This window comes from Eubacterium sp. AB3007 (assembly GCF_000688015.1).
GTDB lineage: Bacteria > Bacillota > Clostridia > Peptostreptococcales > Anaerovoracaceae > Aminicella.
The window spans coordinates 79774-95381 of the sequence record NZ_JIAD01000001.1; the positions used below are offsets into that span (position 1 = coordinate 79774).

Sequence of the window (15608 nt, forward strand, 5' to 3'; positions counted from 1 at the left end):
GATGATCACTCTGGAAACATTTCGCGATCTTGTGGCGGAGGAGATGGACGAGTTGCCACAGGTGTTCTTCCTGGGACTTAACGGAGGGGTGATGGTGGAAGAAGCCGCCATGCCCCATCCGAAGCGACGGGCAGACGATCTGTACATCCTGGGACAGTACAGCACAGGTCACCTGGGGAGGAGCATAACCCTGTTCTATGGCTCTTTCCTGAGGATGATGCCGGCTGCTTCCGAAGCGCAGATGCGGCAGAAAATTCGGGAGGTTCTCCGGCATGAGTTCCGACACCATCTGGAAGGCCGGTCCGGCGTCAGGGACCTGGAGATCGAGGACGAGGAATTCCTCCGCAATTATCTCACCCGATAGTGTGTCAAAGGGGACGGTTCTTTTTGACACACCCTGGCGTTGCAAGAGACAGGTAAATATGATATTATAAATTATTAAATCTAACATCAAAGAAGGTAATACTGAATGGCAGAAAAACAAAAAATCATTAACATCGCTGTGATCGCGCATGTAGATGCGGGGAAATCCACTCTGGTGGATGCTTTCCTGAATCAGAGCGGTGTTTTCCGTGAGAATGAGGAGATCGTTGACTGTGTGATGGACAGCGACGATATCGAGAGAGAACGAGGCATCACCATCTATTCCAAGAACTGTTCCATCATGCACGGGGACACCAAGATCAACATAGTGGATACTCCGGGGCATGCGGATTTCAGTTCCGAGGTGGAGCGCATCATGAAGACTGTGGATACAGTGATCCTGTTGGTGGATTCCAGTGAGGGCCCCATGCCTCAGACACGTTTTGTGTTGAACAAGTCCCTGGAGCAGGGATTGAACCCGATCCTGCTCATCAACAAGATCGACAAGAAGGACGCCCGGATCGATGAGGTGGTGGACGAGGTCTACGAGCTTTTCATGGATCTGGAAGCGAATGACGAGCAGTTGGATTTTCCTATCCTCTACGGTATCGCACGCCAGGGAATCGCTGTGAAGGATCCTGCCGAGGTGGCTGACATCGAGGTGGGTGAGGGGGACAAGAAGATCAAGCATACCCCCAGAGGCATCGGCGGGTTCGATATCACACCTCTGTTCGATACCATTGTAGAGCATTGCGAACCGTATCCGGATCTGCGAGAAGAACCGCTGCAATTTCAGGTATCCACCCTGGGCTACGACGATTACATCGGCAGACTGGGAATCGGCCGCATCACCAAGGGCGTTATCCGGGAAGGACAGAACGTGGCCGTTGCCAAGGAAGACGGCAGTATCGTGAACAGGAAGATCAACCAGGTCTTTGTTTACCGTGGGCTAAAGCGCATGGCCGTTCCCCAGGCAGAGTGCGGCGATATCGTGGTGGTGTCCGGCATCTCTGATATCTCCATCGGTGAGACCATCTGTGATCCAGCAGATCCACAACCAATGGAGATGATCCACATCGAGGAACCTACTCTGTCTATGAACTTCATGGTCAACAGTTCACCCTTTGCGGGGCAGGTTGGAAAGTATGTCACCTCCCGTCATATCCGTGACCGTCTGAACAAGGAGTTGGAGGTCAACGTAGGCCTGCTGGTGGAGGAGACTGATTCTACAGACTGTTTCAAGGTGTCAGGCAGAGGGGAACTGCATCTGTCCATCCTCATTGAGAACATGCGTAGAGAAGGGTACGAGCTGGCAGTGAGCAAGCCTGAGGTCATTCTCAAGCGGGATGAGAATGGAAAGAAACTGGAACCTGTGGAGGAAGTAGTGATCAACGTGCCGGACGAGTATTCCGGTGCTGTCATCTCCAAGCTGAACATGCGAAAAGGCATGATGGTCCAGATGACGACCGGAGAAGGCGGCTATTCCCGACTGGAGTACCATGTGCCGACCAGAGGACTGCTGGGCTATCGATCTGAGTTTATAAACGACACCAGAGGTGAGGGGAGCATGGAGCGCCGGTTTTTCGATTTTGAACCCTTCAAGGGGGAGATTCCCGGCCGTACCAATGGCGTAGCCATCGCCATTGAGGAGGGTAACTGTACTCCTTACGCCATTTTCAATATTCAGGAACGCGTTCAGATGTTCGTAGAACCCGGTACGCATGTGTACGAAGGCATGATCGTGGGCATGAATATGCGCTCCGATGACATGGAAGTCAACCCCTGCAAAGCCAAGAAGGTGAGCAATATGCGTGCGGCCGGCTCTGATGACACCATTAAGCTCTCACCGCCGCGGGTATTCAGCCTGGAGGAGGCGCTGGAGTTTATCGAGACCGATGAGCTTGTAGAGATCACCCCGGATGATATCCGCCTGAGGAAGAAGCTCCTGCGGGAGATCGAGCGCCGCCGTGCCGGCAGATAGGAGGCAGCGCCTATGGAGGATATCAAGGAAACCATCAACATTCCCTATGTCAACGATACGTATTTTTGGAAGGCTGTGGCCGTTTGCGTCGTTCTGCTGGCTGGGTGGATCGCCATTCGACTGGTACTGAGGGTCTTGCGCAGGACATTGGGCAGAAGCGGGCTGGACGAATCGACCCACATGCTGGTGTTCCGAGTGGTGAAACTCATCCTGTGGATCCTGGTGTTGTTGCTGGCTTTGTCTCAGGTGGACACAAAGCTATTGGCGCCGCTTCTGACAGTGCTGGGCACCTGCGGAGTGGCTATCGCCCTGGCCCTGAAGGACAGTCTCGGCAACGTGGCCGGCGGACTGATCCTGGTATTCACAAAGCCGTTCGTGGCGGGGGACGAGGTGGAGATCTCCGGGAACTCAGGGCTGGTGGATCGGATAGACCTTTTCACAACCCATTTGCATACTTTCGATAATCGGGTTATAATAATACCTAATGGTACCATAACAAATTCTACTATCATAAATGCCACCAGACAGGAGCTGCGTAGAGTGGATGCTTTGTTCTATGTGAGCTATGACTCTGACATCGACAAGGTGAAGAAGATCCTGTACAAGTTGGCGGAGGACGGCCCCATGCTGTTGAAGGAACCGGCGCCCTACATCGCGCTGACCGAGCACGGGGACAGCAGTCTGATCTTCAAGGTCGGTATATGGTGCAGAACAGAGGATCGGTTCCTCGCTGCTACATATATAGAGGAAAATGTGAAATTGCGATTTGATGAAGAAGGAATTGCAATCCCGTATCCGCATATGGATGTGCGGGTGCACGAAGTTACTGCTACAGAAGACGATTAACAGTTAGAATTTTTCTTGATCAAGGAGTGAAAGAGATGGCAGAAATTAAGAAATTCAAAAGAGTGCTGGTCGCCAACAGGGGAGAGATCGCGATCCGTGTATTCCGCGCCTGCAGCGAACTGGGAATCCGTACCGTTGCAATCTATTCTGAGGAGGACAAGACAGCACCCTTCAGAAAGAAGGCAGACGAGTCTTACCAGATCGGAAAAGGAAAAGATCCTGTATCCGCCTACCTGGGCATCGATGAGATCATCGCTCTGGCCAAGTCCAAGGGCGTAGACGCGATTCATCCGGGCTACGGATTCCTCTCTGAGAACGCGGATTTCGCAGACGCCTGCGAGAGGGCCGGCATCGAGTTCATCGGGCCTACCGGAGAGATGATGAACCAGCTGGGAGACAAGATCCAGTCCAAGATCGTAGCAGATGAGGTGGGTGTCCCTACCATCCCGGGTGTTGAGAAAGCAATCGAGAACGAAGAAGAAGCGCTTGAAATCGCTGACAAATGCGGGTATCCTGTCATCCTGAAGGCAGCCGCCGGCGGCGGCGGACGCGGAATGCGAGTAGTCCGCGAGAAGTCCAACCTCGTTTCTGAGTACAGGGCTGCCAAGAGCGAGGCCGGAAAAGCTTTCGGTATCGACGATGTGTTCATCGAGAAGTATCTGGAGAACCCAAAGCACATCGAGGTTCAGCTTCTGGGAGATAAGGACGGAAACATCGTCCACCTGTATGAGAGAGATTGTTCGATCCAGCGTCGGCATCAGAAGGTTGTAGAGTTCACTCCATCTCTCTGCCTGACTGACAAGCAGAGACAGGCGATCTGCAACGATGCTCTGAAGATCGGCCGCTTCGTCAATTACAGAAGTGCTGGAACCGTCGAGTTCCTGCTGGACAAAGACGGCAACCACTATTTCATCGAGATGAACCCGAGGATCCAGGTTGAGCATACCGTCACAGAGCTCTCCACCGGTATCGACATCGTGCAGGCACAGATCAAGATCGCGCAAGGGTACACTCTGGATTCCCCGGAGATCAACATTAAGAGCCAGGCAGATATCCGTCAGGGAGATTATGCCATTCAGTGCCGTATCACCACCGAGGATCCTGCCAACAACTTTGCCCCCGACACAGGCATCATCGAGGTGTACAGCAGTTCCTCCGGTTTCGGCATCCGTCTTGACGGAGGCAGCGGAGGAGCCGGGGCAGAGGTCACTCCGTACTATGACAGCCTGTTGGTGAAGGTCACCGCGTTTGCCAGGACTTTTGAGGATACGAGGCGAAAAGCCATCCGCGCTTTGCAGGAGATGCAGATCAAAGGAGTCAAGACCAACATCAACTTCCTGCTGAACGTGATGAACCATCCTGATTTCATCGCCGGTAACTGCGACACAGGATTCATCGCCGCCAATCCGGAGCTGCTGGATGTGAGAGCGATTGTGGACAGAGAATTGAAGGTCCTGAACTACATCGGTAACATAGTGGTCAACCAGACCCGTGGTGAAAAACCGCACTTCAACGTACCGGCTTTCCCACGGATCCCGAAGACCGAGACCAACCAGTTGGTCGGAACCAAGCAGATGCTGGACCGCAAAGGACCGGAAGCTGTTGCCAAATGGGCGCTGGAGCAGAACAAGCTGTTGATCACCGATACGACTATGCGAGATGCACAGCAGTCTCTGATGGCGACCCGTGTGCGTACAATCGATATGACCAAGATTGCGCCGGCAGTGGCGCTGTACGAGCAGGATGCGTTCTCCATGGAGATGTGGGGCGGTGCCACCTTCGATACTGCCTACCGGTTCCTGAAGGAGTCTCCATGGGATCGTCTGGACGAACTGCGTGAGAAGATCCCTAACGTCATGTTCCAGATGCTGATCCGCGGTGCCAACGCTGTTGGATACAAAAACTATCCAGACAACGTGATCAGAGAGTTCGTCAAGCTGGCAGCAGAGGGCGGCATCGATGTATTCCGTATCTTTGACTCTCTTAACTGGATCCCGGGCATGGAAGTGGCCCTGGACGAAGTGCTGAAGCAGGGTAAACTTGCGGAGGCGACGATCTGCTACACCGGCGATGTGCTGGATGTTTCCAGAGAGAAATACAACATGGACTACTATGTCCGCAAAGCCAAGGAACTGGAGAAGATGGGAACGCACATCATCGGGATCAAGGACATGACCGGTCTGCTGAAGCCGGTTGCCGCCTACAGACTGGTGAAGGCTCTGAAGAACGAGGTCTCCGTTCCGATTCACCTGCACACCCACGACACCACCGGAAATGGTGTTGCCACTGTGCTGATGGCAGCAGAGGCTGGCGTGGATATCGTGGACGCAGCCATCAACAGTATGTCCGGACTGACCTCTCAGCCGGCTCTGAACTCTATCGTGGCGGCTATGCAGTACAGTGAGAGAGATACCGGTATGGATCCGGCTAAACTGCAGATCATCTCCGACTACTGGGAGGATGTACGTCCGGTCTACAAGCCATTCGAGTCCGATCTGGACACTCCGTCCGCGGAGATCTACAGATACGAGATCCCGGGTGGACAGTACTCCAACCTGAAGGCACAGGTAGACAGTTTTGGTCTCGGGCATAGACTGCACGATGTAAAGGAAATGTACAAGCGTGTCAATGACATGCTGGGAGATATCGTCAAGGTCACACCGTCCTCCAAGGCGGTTGGTGACATGGCTATCTTCATGGTCCAGAATGACCTGACGCCGGAGAACATCCTGGAAAAGGGCCAGGGCATCGACTTCCCTGATTCCATCGTCTCCTTCTTTGAGGGTATGATGGGACAGCCGGAAGGCGGATTCCCGAAAGATCTGCAGAAGCTGGTGTTGAAGGACAAGAAACCAGTTACCTGCAGGCCGGGAGATCTGCTGCCGCCAGAAGATTTCGACTACATCAAGAAGGGCCTGATCAAGTACTTTGGCATCGAAGGTACCCCGAGAGAGGTCATCAGTTACGCCATGTATCCGAAGGTCTTTGAGGATTACCTGAAATCCATCAAGAAAGACGGCCGGTTCACCCTCATGGGATCCGACGTATTCTTCCACGGCCTGGCCGAGGGCGAGACCTGCGAGGTCAAGCTTGACGAAGGTAATGAGATGGTGCTTAAGCTCACTGAGATCCGCGATGTGGACAAGGAAGGTAACAGAGAACTGGACTTCGAGCTCAACGGCAACCGTCGTTATATCCAGGTGAAGGACGAGCATGTGGAAGCAGCGATTTCTGTATCCACCAGATTTGCGGATGAGGATAACCCGATGGAGATCGGCGCTAACATCCCGGGCAAGATCGTGAAGGTCCTGGTGGAAGTGGGTGATGTGGTCGAGGATCAGCAGCCTGTTGCTGTCATCGAAGCCATGAAGATGGAAACCAACATCATCGCCAAGTCCGCCGGTAAGGTGGAAGAGATCCTGGTGAAACAGGATCAGCAGGTCAAGGCCGGCGAGTTGATCGCAGTCCTGAAATGAGAGACCTAATGGGGACCTAACCCCATTTGCGAAGCAAATGGATGGTAGGTCTTCCGAAAGAGGCACATGGTAACATGTGTCTCTTTTTTACATTAAATTAAAATTATTAGATAATTTTGGAAAATCACTACCATTTAAAAAAGTTGTGTGGTATAATATGGATGTAATTTTATTCGTTATTGTTTGTCTAAGGTTAAGGAGGCGAACTATGATAGCTTTTATTGACTGGTTTGACGGCTTTCTATGGGGCCTTCCTCTGATCATTGTCCTTCTGGGAACACATGTGTTCTGTACAGTCAGAACCGGTGTTGTTCAGATCCACACGTTCAAGGGGATCAAACTATCCGTGACACCTGACCCGGATGGTGAAGGTGATGTCTCGCAGTTCGGTGCGCTGACAACGGCACTGGCTGCTACCATCGGTACCGGAAACATCATCGGTGTGGCGACCGCGATCGCCAATGGTGGACCGGGCGCCGTATTCTGGATGTGGATGACTGGCGTGTTCGGCATCGCTACCAAGTACATGGAGACAGCGATGTCCGTCAAGTACAGAGAGCAGACAGAAGACGGTCGTATGATCGGTGGCGCGTTCACAGCTCTGGAAAGAGGCATGAACGCCAAGTGGCTGGGTGTGATCTTCGCTCTGCTGGGAGCCATCGCAGCCTTTGGTATCGGCTGTATGACACAGGCGAACTCGATATCCACAGCACTGGGACAGAACTTCGGTCTCCCCACATGGGTATCCGGTATCATCGTTTCTGTGTTCACAGCATTCGTAATCCTGGGCGGCGTCAAGTCCATCACCAGAGTTACTGAGAGACTGGTACCGTTCATGGCAGCATTCTACGTCATCGGTTGTATCATCGTTCTGTGCATGAACGGTGGCGCAGTTGGTACAGCATTCGCACTGATTTTCAAGGGCGCATTCACCGCACAGGCTGGCGTCGGAGGTCTGTTCGGATTTACCGTTGCGCAGGCGATCCGCTATGGATGTGCTAGAGGTCTGTTCTCCAACGAGTCCGGTATGGGTTCCGCTCCGATCGTAGCGGCATCCGCCAAGACCAGAAACCCCGTAAGACAGTCTCTGGTCTCCATGACAGGTACCTTCTGGGATACCGTCATCATCTGCCTGCTGACAGGTCTGACTCTGGTCAGTTCCGCAGTGGCACATCCGGAGTTCGTTGCTGGCGGCGTAGAGGACACCACCGTCCTGACCTTCCAGGCATTCGGCCTGATTCCGGTCATTGGACGTCCTATCATCGCTCTGTCCCTGGCACTGTTCGCATACTCGACGATCCTCGGATGGTCCTACTATGGTGAGAGATGTGCAGAGTACCTGTGCGGACCCAAGATCATCACTCCGTACAAGATCGCTTTCGTTATCTTCTCCTTCGTAGGATGCGTAGTCGCGCTGAACACCGTATGGACCATCGCAGACATCCTGAACGGACTGATGGTCGTTCCGAACGTTATCGGTGTCTGGGCACTGTCCGGCGTATTGGTGAAGGATCTGAAGACATATGTCAACGACATCGACGCAGTGGATCCAACACCGATTCCAGTGGTCAACAAGCAGATCGCCGATCTGTAAGAGCAATACACAACTTCAACATTCTTGTGGAGAGTCGCTTCGGTGACTCTCCGTTTCACATATTGAAAGAAGGCAGCAAATGGAGAGAGCACAACAATATGTTTTGAAACTGATGAAGTTCCCTGAATACGATAGGGAGGCAGTATGCAAGGAATACTGGTTTACATCTATAACATCACTCTTCTCATCCTCTTCATGCAAAGTGCGGAGGTCTGTTTGTATGCCTGGAAGAAGACCGGAGCCGAATGGATTCGTGATCTGAAGTGGATCTTCCTCCTTCTGTTGGGGGAATGCGTGGTGACCTTTGCCTTTGATATGGGGCTGATCCAGTCTGACTTCCACGGTATGGAAGGGCTCTATCTGTGGGTACGCGTGGGGGTGGAGGCTTGTCTCTGTCTGCTTATTCTCCGGATGGCAACTCATCTCACCGAAAGTTGTCCTATAGTACTTTACATATTGTTTGCAATTTGCCTCGGGCTGGCACTTGCGCCGTTGTTCTTTCCTGTACCCAAAACCTTCTCCTCCGCAACTTTATCTGTTCTGTATATCCCTATGTTTGCCCTGGCTTTCTACCTCTGTCATCATAGCTTACAGGGGGAACAAAGACCTCTGGCCAGATGGCGTTGGCTCCTTTTGGTGTCCGCGATGTCTTTTGCTGCGGTTTTCTTCTGGCAAGTATGCGTGTTTTTCCTGCACAAATCCGGATGGATCGATCTTCGTTACCGGATCAATTGGCCGCTGGATGTCTATTGGCTGTTGCTTTGTGTCTGTGTCAGGAGGATCACGGGAGAGGAGACCAAGCGGGCGGATAGCCGGATGATCGCAGAGGCGCTGCAGAAGGTGGCCGGCGAAGAGAGAACAAAGCCCGTTTCCGAAGACGAGGCCGTGACCGCCGAGAGATTCTGCAGACGGTATGGTTTGACGGGGAGGGAGAGTGAGATCACGGAGCTGATCCTGAAGGGAAAGGGGAACCAGGAGATCGCGGAAACCTTGTTCATCAGCGTCGGCACCGTCAAGCACCACGTACACAATATTTTTGTAAAGTTAGAGATCGAGAGGCGCAGTCAGCTGATGCGGGCGTTTATCGACTTCCGGGAGGAGGAGTGATATGTGGAGTCATCTGTTTGATCTTGGGAGTCCTCTGATAGGACCGGATAATACATGGGGGCTTTGGACGGTCTGCGTTCTCGGAGCCACTCTTACCATCTGCCTGGAGCAAAGATATCGCCTTGCAGCCAAAATGACAGGGGCGCTGATCGCCTTGGTCATAGCCATGCTTCTGTCAAGCCTAAGGGTCATCCCTATGGAATCCCCTGTATGGGATTCGGTCTGGACATTTGTCGCGCCTCTGTCGCTGCCGCTGGTTTTGCTGGGGTGCGATGTCCGGCAGATGGGGAGAGAGGCAGGCCAGATCCTCAAGTGCTTTCTGGTGGGATCTGTTGGGACCGCTCTGGGAACTATGATCGGGTTTCTGTTGCTGAAGGATCGTATTCCGGAACTGGAAAAACTAGTGGGCGTGTTCACCGCCACCTATACCGGAGGGGCGATCAATTTTGATGCCGTTGGAAGGGCGCTGGACGTCTCACGAGAAGTGCTGTCGGCGGCAACGGTGGCAGACAACATGGTCATGGCCCTGGTATTTGCCATTCTGATGATCATTCCCTCCATGGGCTTCTTCCGCAGGCACTTTCACCACCCCTTCATCGATGACAATGAGGCGGATGCGGGGGCAGAGGAAAGTCGGGGAACAAGGCCGTATATCCCTGCCTACTCCCGTCGCAGCCAGATTGCGCTGAAGGATATCGCGCTGTCGCTCTCTGTCGCACTGGTGATCGTGGGGGTCTCCAGGCTCCTCGGAGGCTGGTGTGGAGACTTGCTGCCACAGGGCAACACCCTCGTGCGGATCGTGCATATCCTGTTTAGCAATGAGTATACCTGGATCAGTGCGATCTCCATCAGCTGCGCAACTCTGAAGCCGGGAATCTTCGGAGCGATCCATGGGGCCAGAGAGATAGGGGTCTTTTTGATCTACATCTACTTCTTCACCCTGGGGGTGCCGGCTTCCATTCCACTGCTGCTGAGTGGCTCCGTCATGCTGCTCGTGTTTGCGTTGGTCGTGGTGATCACCAACATGCTGTGTTGCTTTCTGTTCGGCAGGATCTTTCGCTGCCCATTGGAAGATATCATCCTTGCGGTCAACGCCTGTATCGGCGGCCCCACCACGGCAGCTGCCATGGCCGGGGCGAAGGGATGGAATTCTCTGGCAGGTCCCGCGATCCTGGTGGGGGTCCTCGGCTACGCGCTGGGCAGCTATCTGGGTCTGATGGCAGGTGGATTCCTTTGTGCATGAGACAAGTCTGATAAAATACAACTAAAGTTCAGGGAAGTTTGGTCGAAGGTTCATTGCTGAAAGGACAGAGATATATAACAATATACATATTATCTGTTATTTTGCATAATCGAAAGGAGTATCGAGTATGCTGAGTTCATTATTCCAAAGCGCTCTGGGAAGAGAAACGCTGGTGGCCGCAGACGATACCTGGGCACTGTTGTTTGTCCTGGTGGTCAGTGTGGGCATTGCCATATACCTGGAGCAGAAGTATGACTGGGCCTCCAAGATCTCGGGTGCCATCATAGCACTGATCTTTGCACTGGTCCTGTCCAACCTTGCCATCATCCCCACAAGTTGCGTGCTGTATGATGATATCATCTGGGGGTATGCCGTTCCTATGGGAATCCCGCTCCTGCTGCTGCAGTGTAACATGAAGAGGATCTGGAAAGAAACGGGCCGAGTCATGGTCATCTTTCTGATCGGTGCAGTGGGAACCGTCTGCGGTGCATTCATCGCCTATGGTCTGCTGCACAACGTGGTGCCGGAGGCAGCCGGTGTTGCGGCTATGATGACTGGTTCATATATCGGAGGTGGCGTGAATTTCGCGGCTCTGGCGGGGCAGTTTGAGATTAGCGGAGAGACCGTGGGTGCTACCACCGTGGCGGATAATCTGCTGATGGCACTGTATTTCTTTGTGCTGATCTTCATCGCCGGTACCAATTTCTTCCGGAGCAGGTTTCCACATCCTCACATCGATGCCGTAGAGGCACAGGAGATCGATGAGTCCAAGACACAGGCAGCTGCTTACTGGGGGAGGAAGGATATTTCTCTAAAGGACATCGCAATCAACATTGCCTACAGCGTTGTGATCGTATTTCTGGCACAGCTTATCGCCAGCGGGATCGCGGCGGTGATCCCCACCAGCAACCCGGTACTGGAAATCTGCAATGTATTCTTTGGCAGCCAGTATGTCTGGATCACCACACTGTCTATGATCGTGGCCACCTTTGGAGAAAAGCAGGTGGAGAAGCTGAACGGGTCACAGGAGATCGGGACGTACTTCATCTATCTGTTCCTCTTTGTCATCGGTGTGCCGGCTTCCATCGTCAAGATCATTACAGAAACGCCATCGCTGCTGTTGTTCACAGCGATCATGGTTCTGGTCAACATGGTGTTCTGCTTTGTGGCAGGGAAACTACTTCGCTTCGATCTGGAGGACTCGATCCTTGCGTCCAACGCCAACATCGGTGGGCCGACGACAGCTGCAGGCATGGCCATCTCACAGGGATGGAGCCAGCTGGTGGGTCCCATCATGCTGGTAGGAACCTTCGGATATGTGGTAGGTACCTACCTTGGTGTTGTGGTTGGCGGTATTTTAGGCGCATAGTCGCATAGGAAAGGATGGTCACATGAAAGTAGAATATAGCAAGCCGATTCCGGTGGTAGAGGATCCTGCGCCATCGAAGGAGGTGCTGTTTGAAGACGAGGCCATGGTACCTGTGGAAGAGACTGAGAGGCTCGATATCAAGATGATGTATCCGCTTCTTGGTTTCCGTCACGGGGATCCCCGCTGCATGTTGAGAGAAACCGTGCATGGGATGCTGCAGGCCGCAGCCGATCTGTTGCCGGAAGGTTACCGCCTAAGGGTCTGGGATGCGTGGCGGCCCTTCGCGCTTCAGCAGGAACTGTTTGAAGTCTACAGCGTAGACATCGTGAAGGAGTTCCGACTGGAGAAGCTTAGTGTTGAGGAGAGGGAGGATTTTGTGGCGAAGTTTGTCTCTATTCCCATTCCAGACCAGGATTATCCGCCGCTGCACACCACAGGCGGTGCGGTGGATGTGACGATCCTGGATCCGGCGGGGAAGGAACTCGCCTTCGGCTGCGATTTCGACGCGTTTACAGACAAGACGCGAACGGCGTATTTTGAGAGCGATGCCGGTGCAGCCTCTCCGGAAGCCGCGATGTTCAGGGATAATCGCAGGATGCTGTATAACGTGATGCTCGCCGCGGGATTCACCAATCTGCCCTCTGAGTGGTGGCATTTTGATTACGGTGACAAAATCTGGTCGGCCATCACAGGTAAGCCGGCCAAGTACCACGGGGAGTTCCTGATCCCCTAGCAGGATCGAAAAATACGGTGTTGACAGATGAGGTGAGGAGTGGTATACTCTTTGGGTAGTGAAGAAGAAGTTATCCGCTTCTCACCTTTCAGACGATATACAGTTTGTTGGGTCGATATGGAAAGACAAGAACTGGTTGTTTTTTTGCGGCGGATACAGAGGTATCCGTTTTTTAGTAGGAGGTAGGAACCATTAGCAAGACAAACAGAATCAACGAAGAGATTCGTGCCAAGGAACTGAGAGTCATCGACAGCAATGGAGAGATGATCGGTATCATCAGCCGGAACGAGGCTTTGTCTCTGGCTGAGGAGAGAAAACTGGATCTTGTGGAGATCTCACCGAATGCCAATCCGCCCGTCGCAAAGATCCTGGACTACGGTAAGTATCGTTACGACATGCAGAAACGAGAGAAGGAAGCCAAGAAGAAACAGAAGACCATCCAGGTCAAGGAGATTCGTCTGAGCACCTTCATCGAGGAGCATGATGTGCAGGTGAAGGCCAAGACTGCATGCAAGTTCCTGAAGGATGGGGACAAGGTCAAGGTCAGTCTGCGATTCCGTGGACGTGAGCGTGATTACGTGAACAAAGGCCGCGATGTGATGAACGCTTTTGCGGATGCATGCGCAGAAGTGGGAGTGGTGGACAGGAAGCCTTCGTTTGAGGGCAGAAGCCTCACCATGTTCCTTTCACCGAAACCTGCAGAAAAACAGAAAAAGTCAAAAGACAAGGATAACGGAAAGTAATAACTGAACTAGGAGGAGATACCAATGGCAAAGAACAAGATGAAGTCCCATAGGGGCGCATGCAAGAGACTGAAGCTGACCGGTTCCGGAAAGATCCAGAGACATAAGGCTTACAAGAGCCACATCCTGACCAAGAAGACCCCGAAGAGAAAGATGGGGCTCCGCAAGTCTACCGTACTGACCAGTGCGGATCACAAGAGAATGTTAAGGTCTATGGCTAAATAGTAGGAGGGGTTTACAATGGCAAGAGTAAAGAAGGGTGTCAACGCCCATAAGAGACATAAGAAGATTCTGAAGCAGGCGAAGGGTTTCTACGGACAGAAGAGCAAGGTTTTCCGTGCAGCGAACCCGGCAGTGATGAGATCTCTGCGTTCTGCATACATCGGCAGAAAGCTCAAGAAGAGAGACTATCGTAAGGTCTGGATCGCCAGAATCAACGCAGCTGCCAGAATGAACGGCATCAGCTACAGCCGTCTGATGGATGGCCTGAAGAAGAGCGGCATCGAGATCAACCGCAAGATGCTCTCTGAGATGGCGATCTACGACGCAGCAGGATTCGCCACTCTGTGCGAGACTGCCAAGGCTGCCTGCGGAAAATAATCACAGGACAACAACCGCCGCTTTCATGCGGCGGTTTCATCGTATTCGGAGGAATGACCATGAATTTCAAGGATAAGAAGATTCTGATCGGCATCAGCGGAGGCATTGCGGCCTACAAGATCGCCAGTCTGGTGTCCCGTCTGAGCCAGGAGGGAGCAGAGGTGCACGTGATCATGACGGAGCATGCCTGCGAGTTTATCTCGCCGTTGACCATGGAGACCCTGAGTGGCCAGAAATGCTGCACTGATACTTTTGACCGAAGTCGGCCCTTTGAGGTGGAACACATCGAGGTGACTAAGGATGCGGATCTGTATCTGATCGCGCCAGCCACCGCCAATGTCATTGCCAAAGTCGCCTGTGGCATCGCCGATGATATGCTGACTACCACATTCCTGGCGGCGGACTGCCCCAAGATGGTAGCCCCTGCCATGAACACCAGGATGTACAGCAATCAGATCACTCAGGACAACCTGGACAGGCTCAGAAAGTACGAGATTGAGGTGATCGATCCCATGGTGGGGCACCTGGCATGCGGAGATACAGGGGCAGGGAAGATGCCCTCTCCGGAGGATCTCTACGCGGCCATGGAGCGTCGCATCGCCAGAAAGAAAGATCTGGCAGGCAAGCGGGTGCTGGTGACCGCCGGTGCTACCTGCGAATCCATGGATCCTGTCCGCTTTATCACCAACCATTCCAGCGGGAAGATGGGATTTGCCATGGCCAAGGAATGCATGCTCCGAGGTGCGGAGGTGATCCTGGTGAAGGCAGCCACCACGGCGACCCCACCCCAGTTCTGTCAGATCGCGGAGGCAAAGAGTGCTGAGGAGTTGTTCAAGACGGTCAAACGACTGGCGGTGAATGCGGATGTGGTGATCATGGCAGCAGCGGTTGCGGATTACACTCCTGCAGAGTACGTGGACCACAAAGTCAAAAAGAAGGACGGAGAACTCTCTGTCGAGCTGAAGCGTACGGTGGATATCCTGGCGCATATTGGTGCACGGAAACGTCCGGAGCAGTTCTTCTGCGGTTTTTCCATGGAGACAGAGAACCTGATCGAGAATTCCACTGCAAAGCTACAGAAGAAGAACCTGGATATGATCATCGCCAATAGTCTGGTAGATGCAGGGTCCGGCTTCCAGACGGACACCAACAAGGTGACCATCATCCGTCCGGAGGGAGTAGAACGCTGCGAACTGATGAGCAAGGAGATGGTGGCAAAGACCGTTATCGACCGGATCGCAGATGAAATCAATGGGTAATGGAATGATAGAAAAGATCATAGGGCAATTCCGGCGAGGGGCGCCGGGATTGCCCGTTTGTTTTGTTCGGTCCGGCTTTGTGAAATTATCTCCCAACACATACCCTTCTTTTTGGTAGAGCCGTGCTCTGGTTCCGAAGTCAAGCCGATAGGATTCCAAAGCAAGGCCACCAAGATGTTCGATGATGATGATTGATCCGTCGTAACACTGGATCATGAAATCCGGATACAGATTTCTCTCATTTCCCCAGTCATCGGTGACAATGAGAAGGCATTCGTAGCGAAATGGGATCCC

At 53.0% G+C, this 15608-nt stretch carries 13 protein-coding genes; all 13 read left to right on the forward strand.

The window, feature by feature from the left end; genetic code table 11:
* Position 1: 1 nt before the first annotated feature.
* The 13 genes from P156_RS0100335 (at position 2) to coaBC (ending at position 15314) form a co-directional block, all read left to right on the forward strand.
* On the forward strand, positions 2–364 hold the full coding sequence (locus P156_RS0100335) for a metallopeptidase family protein (RefSeq protein WP_051600434.1): 363 nt from the start codon (positions 2–4) through the stop codon (positions 362–364).
* 105 nt (positions 365–469) lie between these two features.
* Positions 470–2344 (forward strand): translational GTPase TypA, encoded by a 1875-nt coding sequence (gene typA / locus P156_RS0100340; RefSeq protein WP_027868447.1) that lies wholly within the window; start codon positions 470–472, stop codon positions 2342–2344.
* A 12-nt stretch (positions 2345–2356) separates the two neighbouring features.
* On the forward strand, positions 2357–3190 hold the full coding sequence (locus P156_RS10960) for a mechanosensitive ion channel family protein (protein ID WP_051600436.1): 834 nt from the start codon (positions 2357–2359) through the stop codon (positions 3188–3190).
* A gap of 35 nt (positions 3191–3225) precedes the next feature.
* Positions 3226–6666 carry a pyruvate carboxylase gene (locus P156_RS0100350; protein ID WP_034801963.1) on the forward strand — a complete coding sequence of 1147 codons (3441 nt, stop codon included), beginning with the start codon at positions 3226–3228 and terminating at the stop codon, positions 6664–6666.
* Between the two features lie 208 nt (positions 6667–6874).
* Positions 6875–8260 carry a sodium:alanine symporter family protein gene (locus P156_RS0100355; protein WP_034801965.1) on the forward strand — a complete coding sequence of 462 codons (1386 nt, stop codon included), beginning with the start codon at positions 6875–6877 and terminating at the stop codon, positions 8258–8260.
* A gap of 144 nt (positions 8261–8404) precedes the next feature.
* A complete protein-coding gene (locus P156_RS13480) occupies positions 8405–9367 on the forward strand; it encodes a LuxR C-terminal-related transcriptional regulator (protein ID WP_027868450.1) in 963 nt (320 codons plus the stop codon).
* Between the two features lies 1 nt (position 9368).
* Positions 9369–10610, forward strand: a complete 1242-nt coding sequence (locus P156_RS0100365) for a DUF819 domain-containing protein (RefSeq protein ID WP_034801967.1) — start codon at positions 9369–9371, stop codon at positions 10608–10610.
* Positions 10611–10737: 127 nt separating this feature from the next.
* Positions 10738–11979 carry a DUF819 domain-containing protein gene (locus P156_RS0100370; RefSeq protein WP_051600439.1) on the forward strand — a complete coding sequence of 414 codons (1242 nt, stop codon included), beginning with the start codon at positions 10738–10740 and terminating at the stop codon, positions 11977–11979.
* Positions 11980–12001: 22 nt separating this feature from the next.
* Complete coding sequence (locus P156_RS10965; protein ID WP_051600441.1) at positions 12002–12712, forward strand: M15 family metallopeptidase; 711 nt, start codon at positions 12002–12004, stop codon at positions 12710–12712.
* A 245-nt stretch (positions 12713–12957) separates the two neighbouring features.
* On the forward strand, positions 12958–13455 hold the full coding sequence (infC, locus tag P156_RS0100380) for a translation initiation factor IF-3 (RefSeq protein ID WP_369770552.1): 498 nt from the start codon (positions 12958–12960) through the stop codon (positions 13453–13455).
* 24 nt (positions 13456–13479) lie between these two features.
* Positions 13480–13680: a 50S ribosomal protein L35 gene (rpmI, locus tag P156_RS0100385; protein WP_027868454.1), complete on the forward strand. Its 201-nt coding sequence runs from the start codon at positions 13480–13482 to the stop codon at positions 13678–13680.
* A 15-nt stretch (positions 13681–13695) separates the two neighbouring features.
* Positions 13696–14055 carry a 50S ribosomal protein L20 gene (gene rplT, locus P156_RS0100390; RefSeq protein ID WP_027868455.1) on the forward strand — a complete coding sequence of 120 codons (360 nt, stop codon included), beginning with the start codon at positions 13696–13698 and terminating at the stop codon, positions 14053–14055.
* A 59-nt stretch (positions 14056–14114) separates the two neighbouring features.
* Positions 14115–15314 (forward strand): bifunctional phosphopantothenoylcysteine decarboxylase/phosphopantothenate--cysteine ligase CoaBC, encoded by a 1200-nt coding sequence (coaBC, locus tag P156_RS0100395; RefSeq protein ID WP_027868456.1) that lies wholly within the window; start codon positions 14115–14117, stop codon positions 15312–15314.
* The last annotated feature ends 294 nt before the right edge of the window (positions 15315–15608 follow it).

Coding starts and splice junctions, on each gene's coding strand:
- P156_RS0100335 (WP_051600434.1), top strand. CDS start 2: ATGATCACTCTGGAAACATTTCGCGATCTTGTGGCGGAGGAGATGGAC.
- typA (WP_027868447.1), top strand. CDS start 470: ATGGCAGAAAAACAAAAAATCATTAACATCGCTGTGATCGCGCATGTA.
- P156_RS10960 (WP_051600436.1), top strand. CDS start 2,357: ATGGAGGATATCAAGGAAACCATCAACATTCCCTATGTCAACGATACG.
- P156_RS0100350 (WP_034801963.1), top strand. CDS start 3,226: ATGGCAGAAATTAAGAAATTCAAAAGAGTGCTGGTCGCCAACAGGGGA.
- P156_RS0100355 (WP_034801965.1), top strand. CDS start 6,875: ATGATAGCTTTTATTGACTGGTTTGACGGCTTTCTATGGGGCCTTCCT.
- P156_RS13480 (WP_027868450.1), top strand. CDS start 8,405: ATGCAAGGAATACTGGTTTACATCTATAACATCACTCTTCTCATCCTC.
- P156_RS0100365 (WP_034801967.1), top strand. CDS start 9,369: ATGTGGAGTCATCTGTTTGATCTTGGGAGTCCTCTGATAGGACCGGAT.
- P156_RS0100370 (WP_051600439.1), top strand. CDS start 10,738: ATGCTGAGTTCATTATTCCAAAGCGCTCTGGGAAGAGAAACGCTGGTG.
- P156_RS10965 (WP_051600441.1), top strand. CDS start 12,002: ATGAAAGTAGAATATAGCAAGCCGATTCCGGTGGTAGAGGATCCTGCG.
- rpmI (WP_027868454.1), top strand. CDS start 13,480: ATGGCAAAGAACAAGATGAAGTCCCATAGGGGCGCATGCAAGAGACTG.
- rplT (WP_027868455.1), top strand. CDS start 13,696: ATGGCAAGAGTAAAGAAGGGTGTCAACGCCCATAAGAGACATAAGAAG.
- coaBC (WP_027868456.1), top strand. CDS start 14,115: ATGAATTTCAAGGATAAGAAGATTCTGATCGGCATCAGCGGAGGCATT.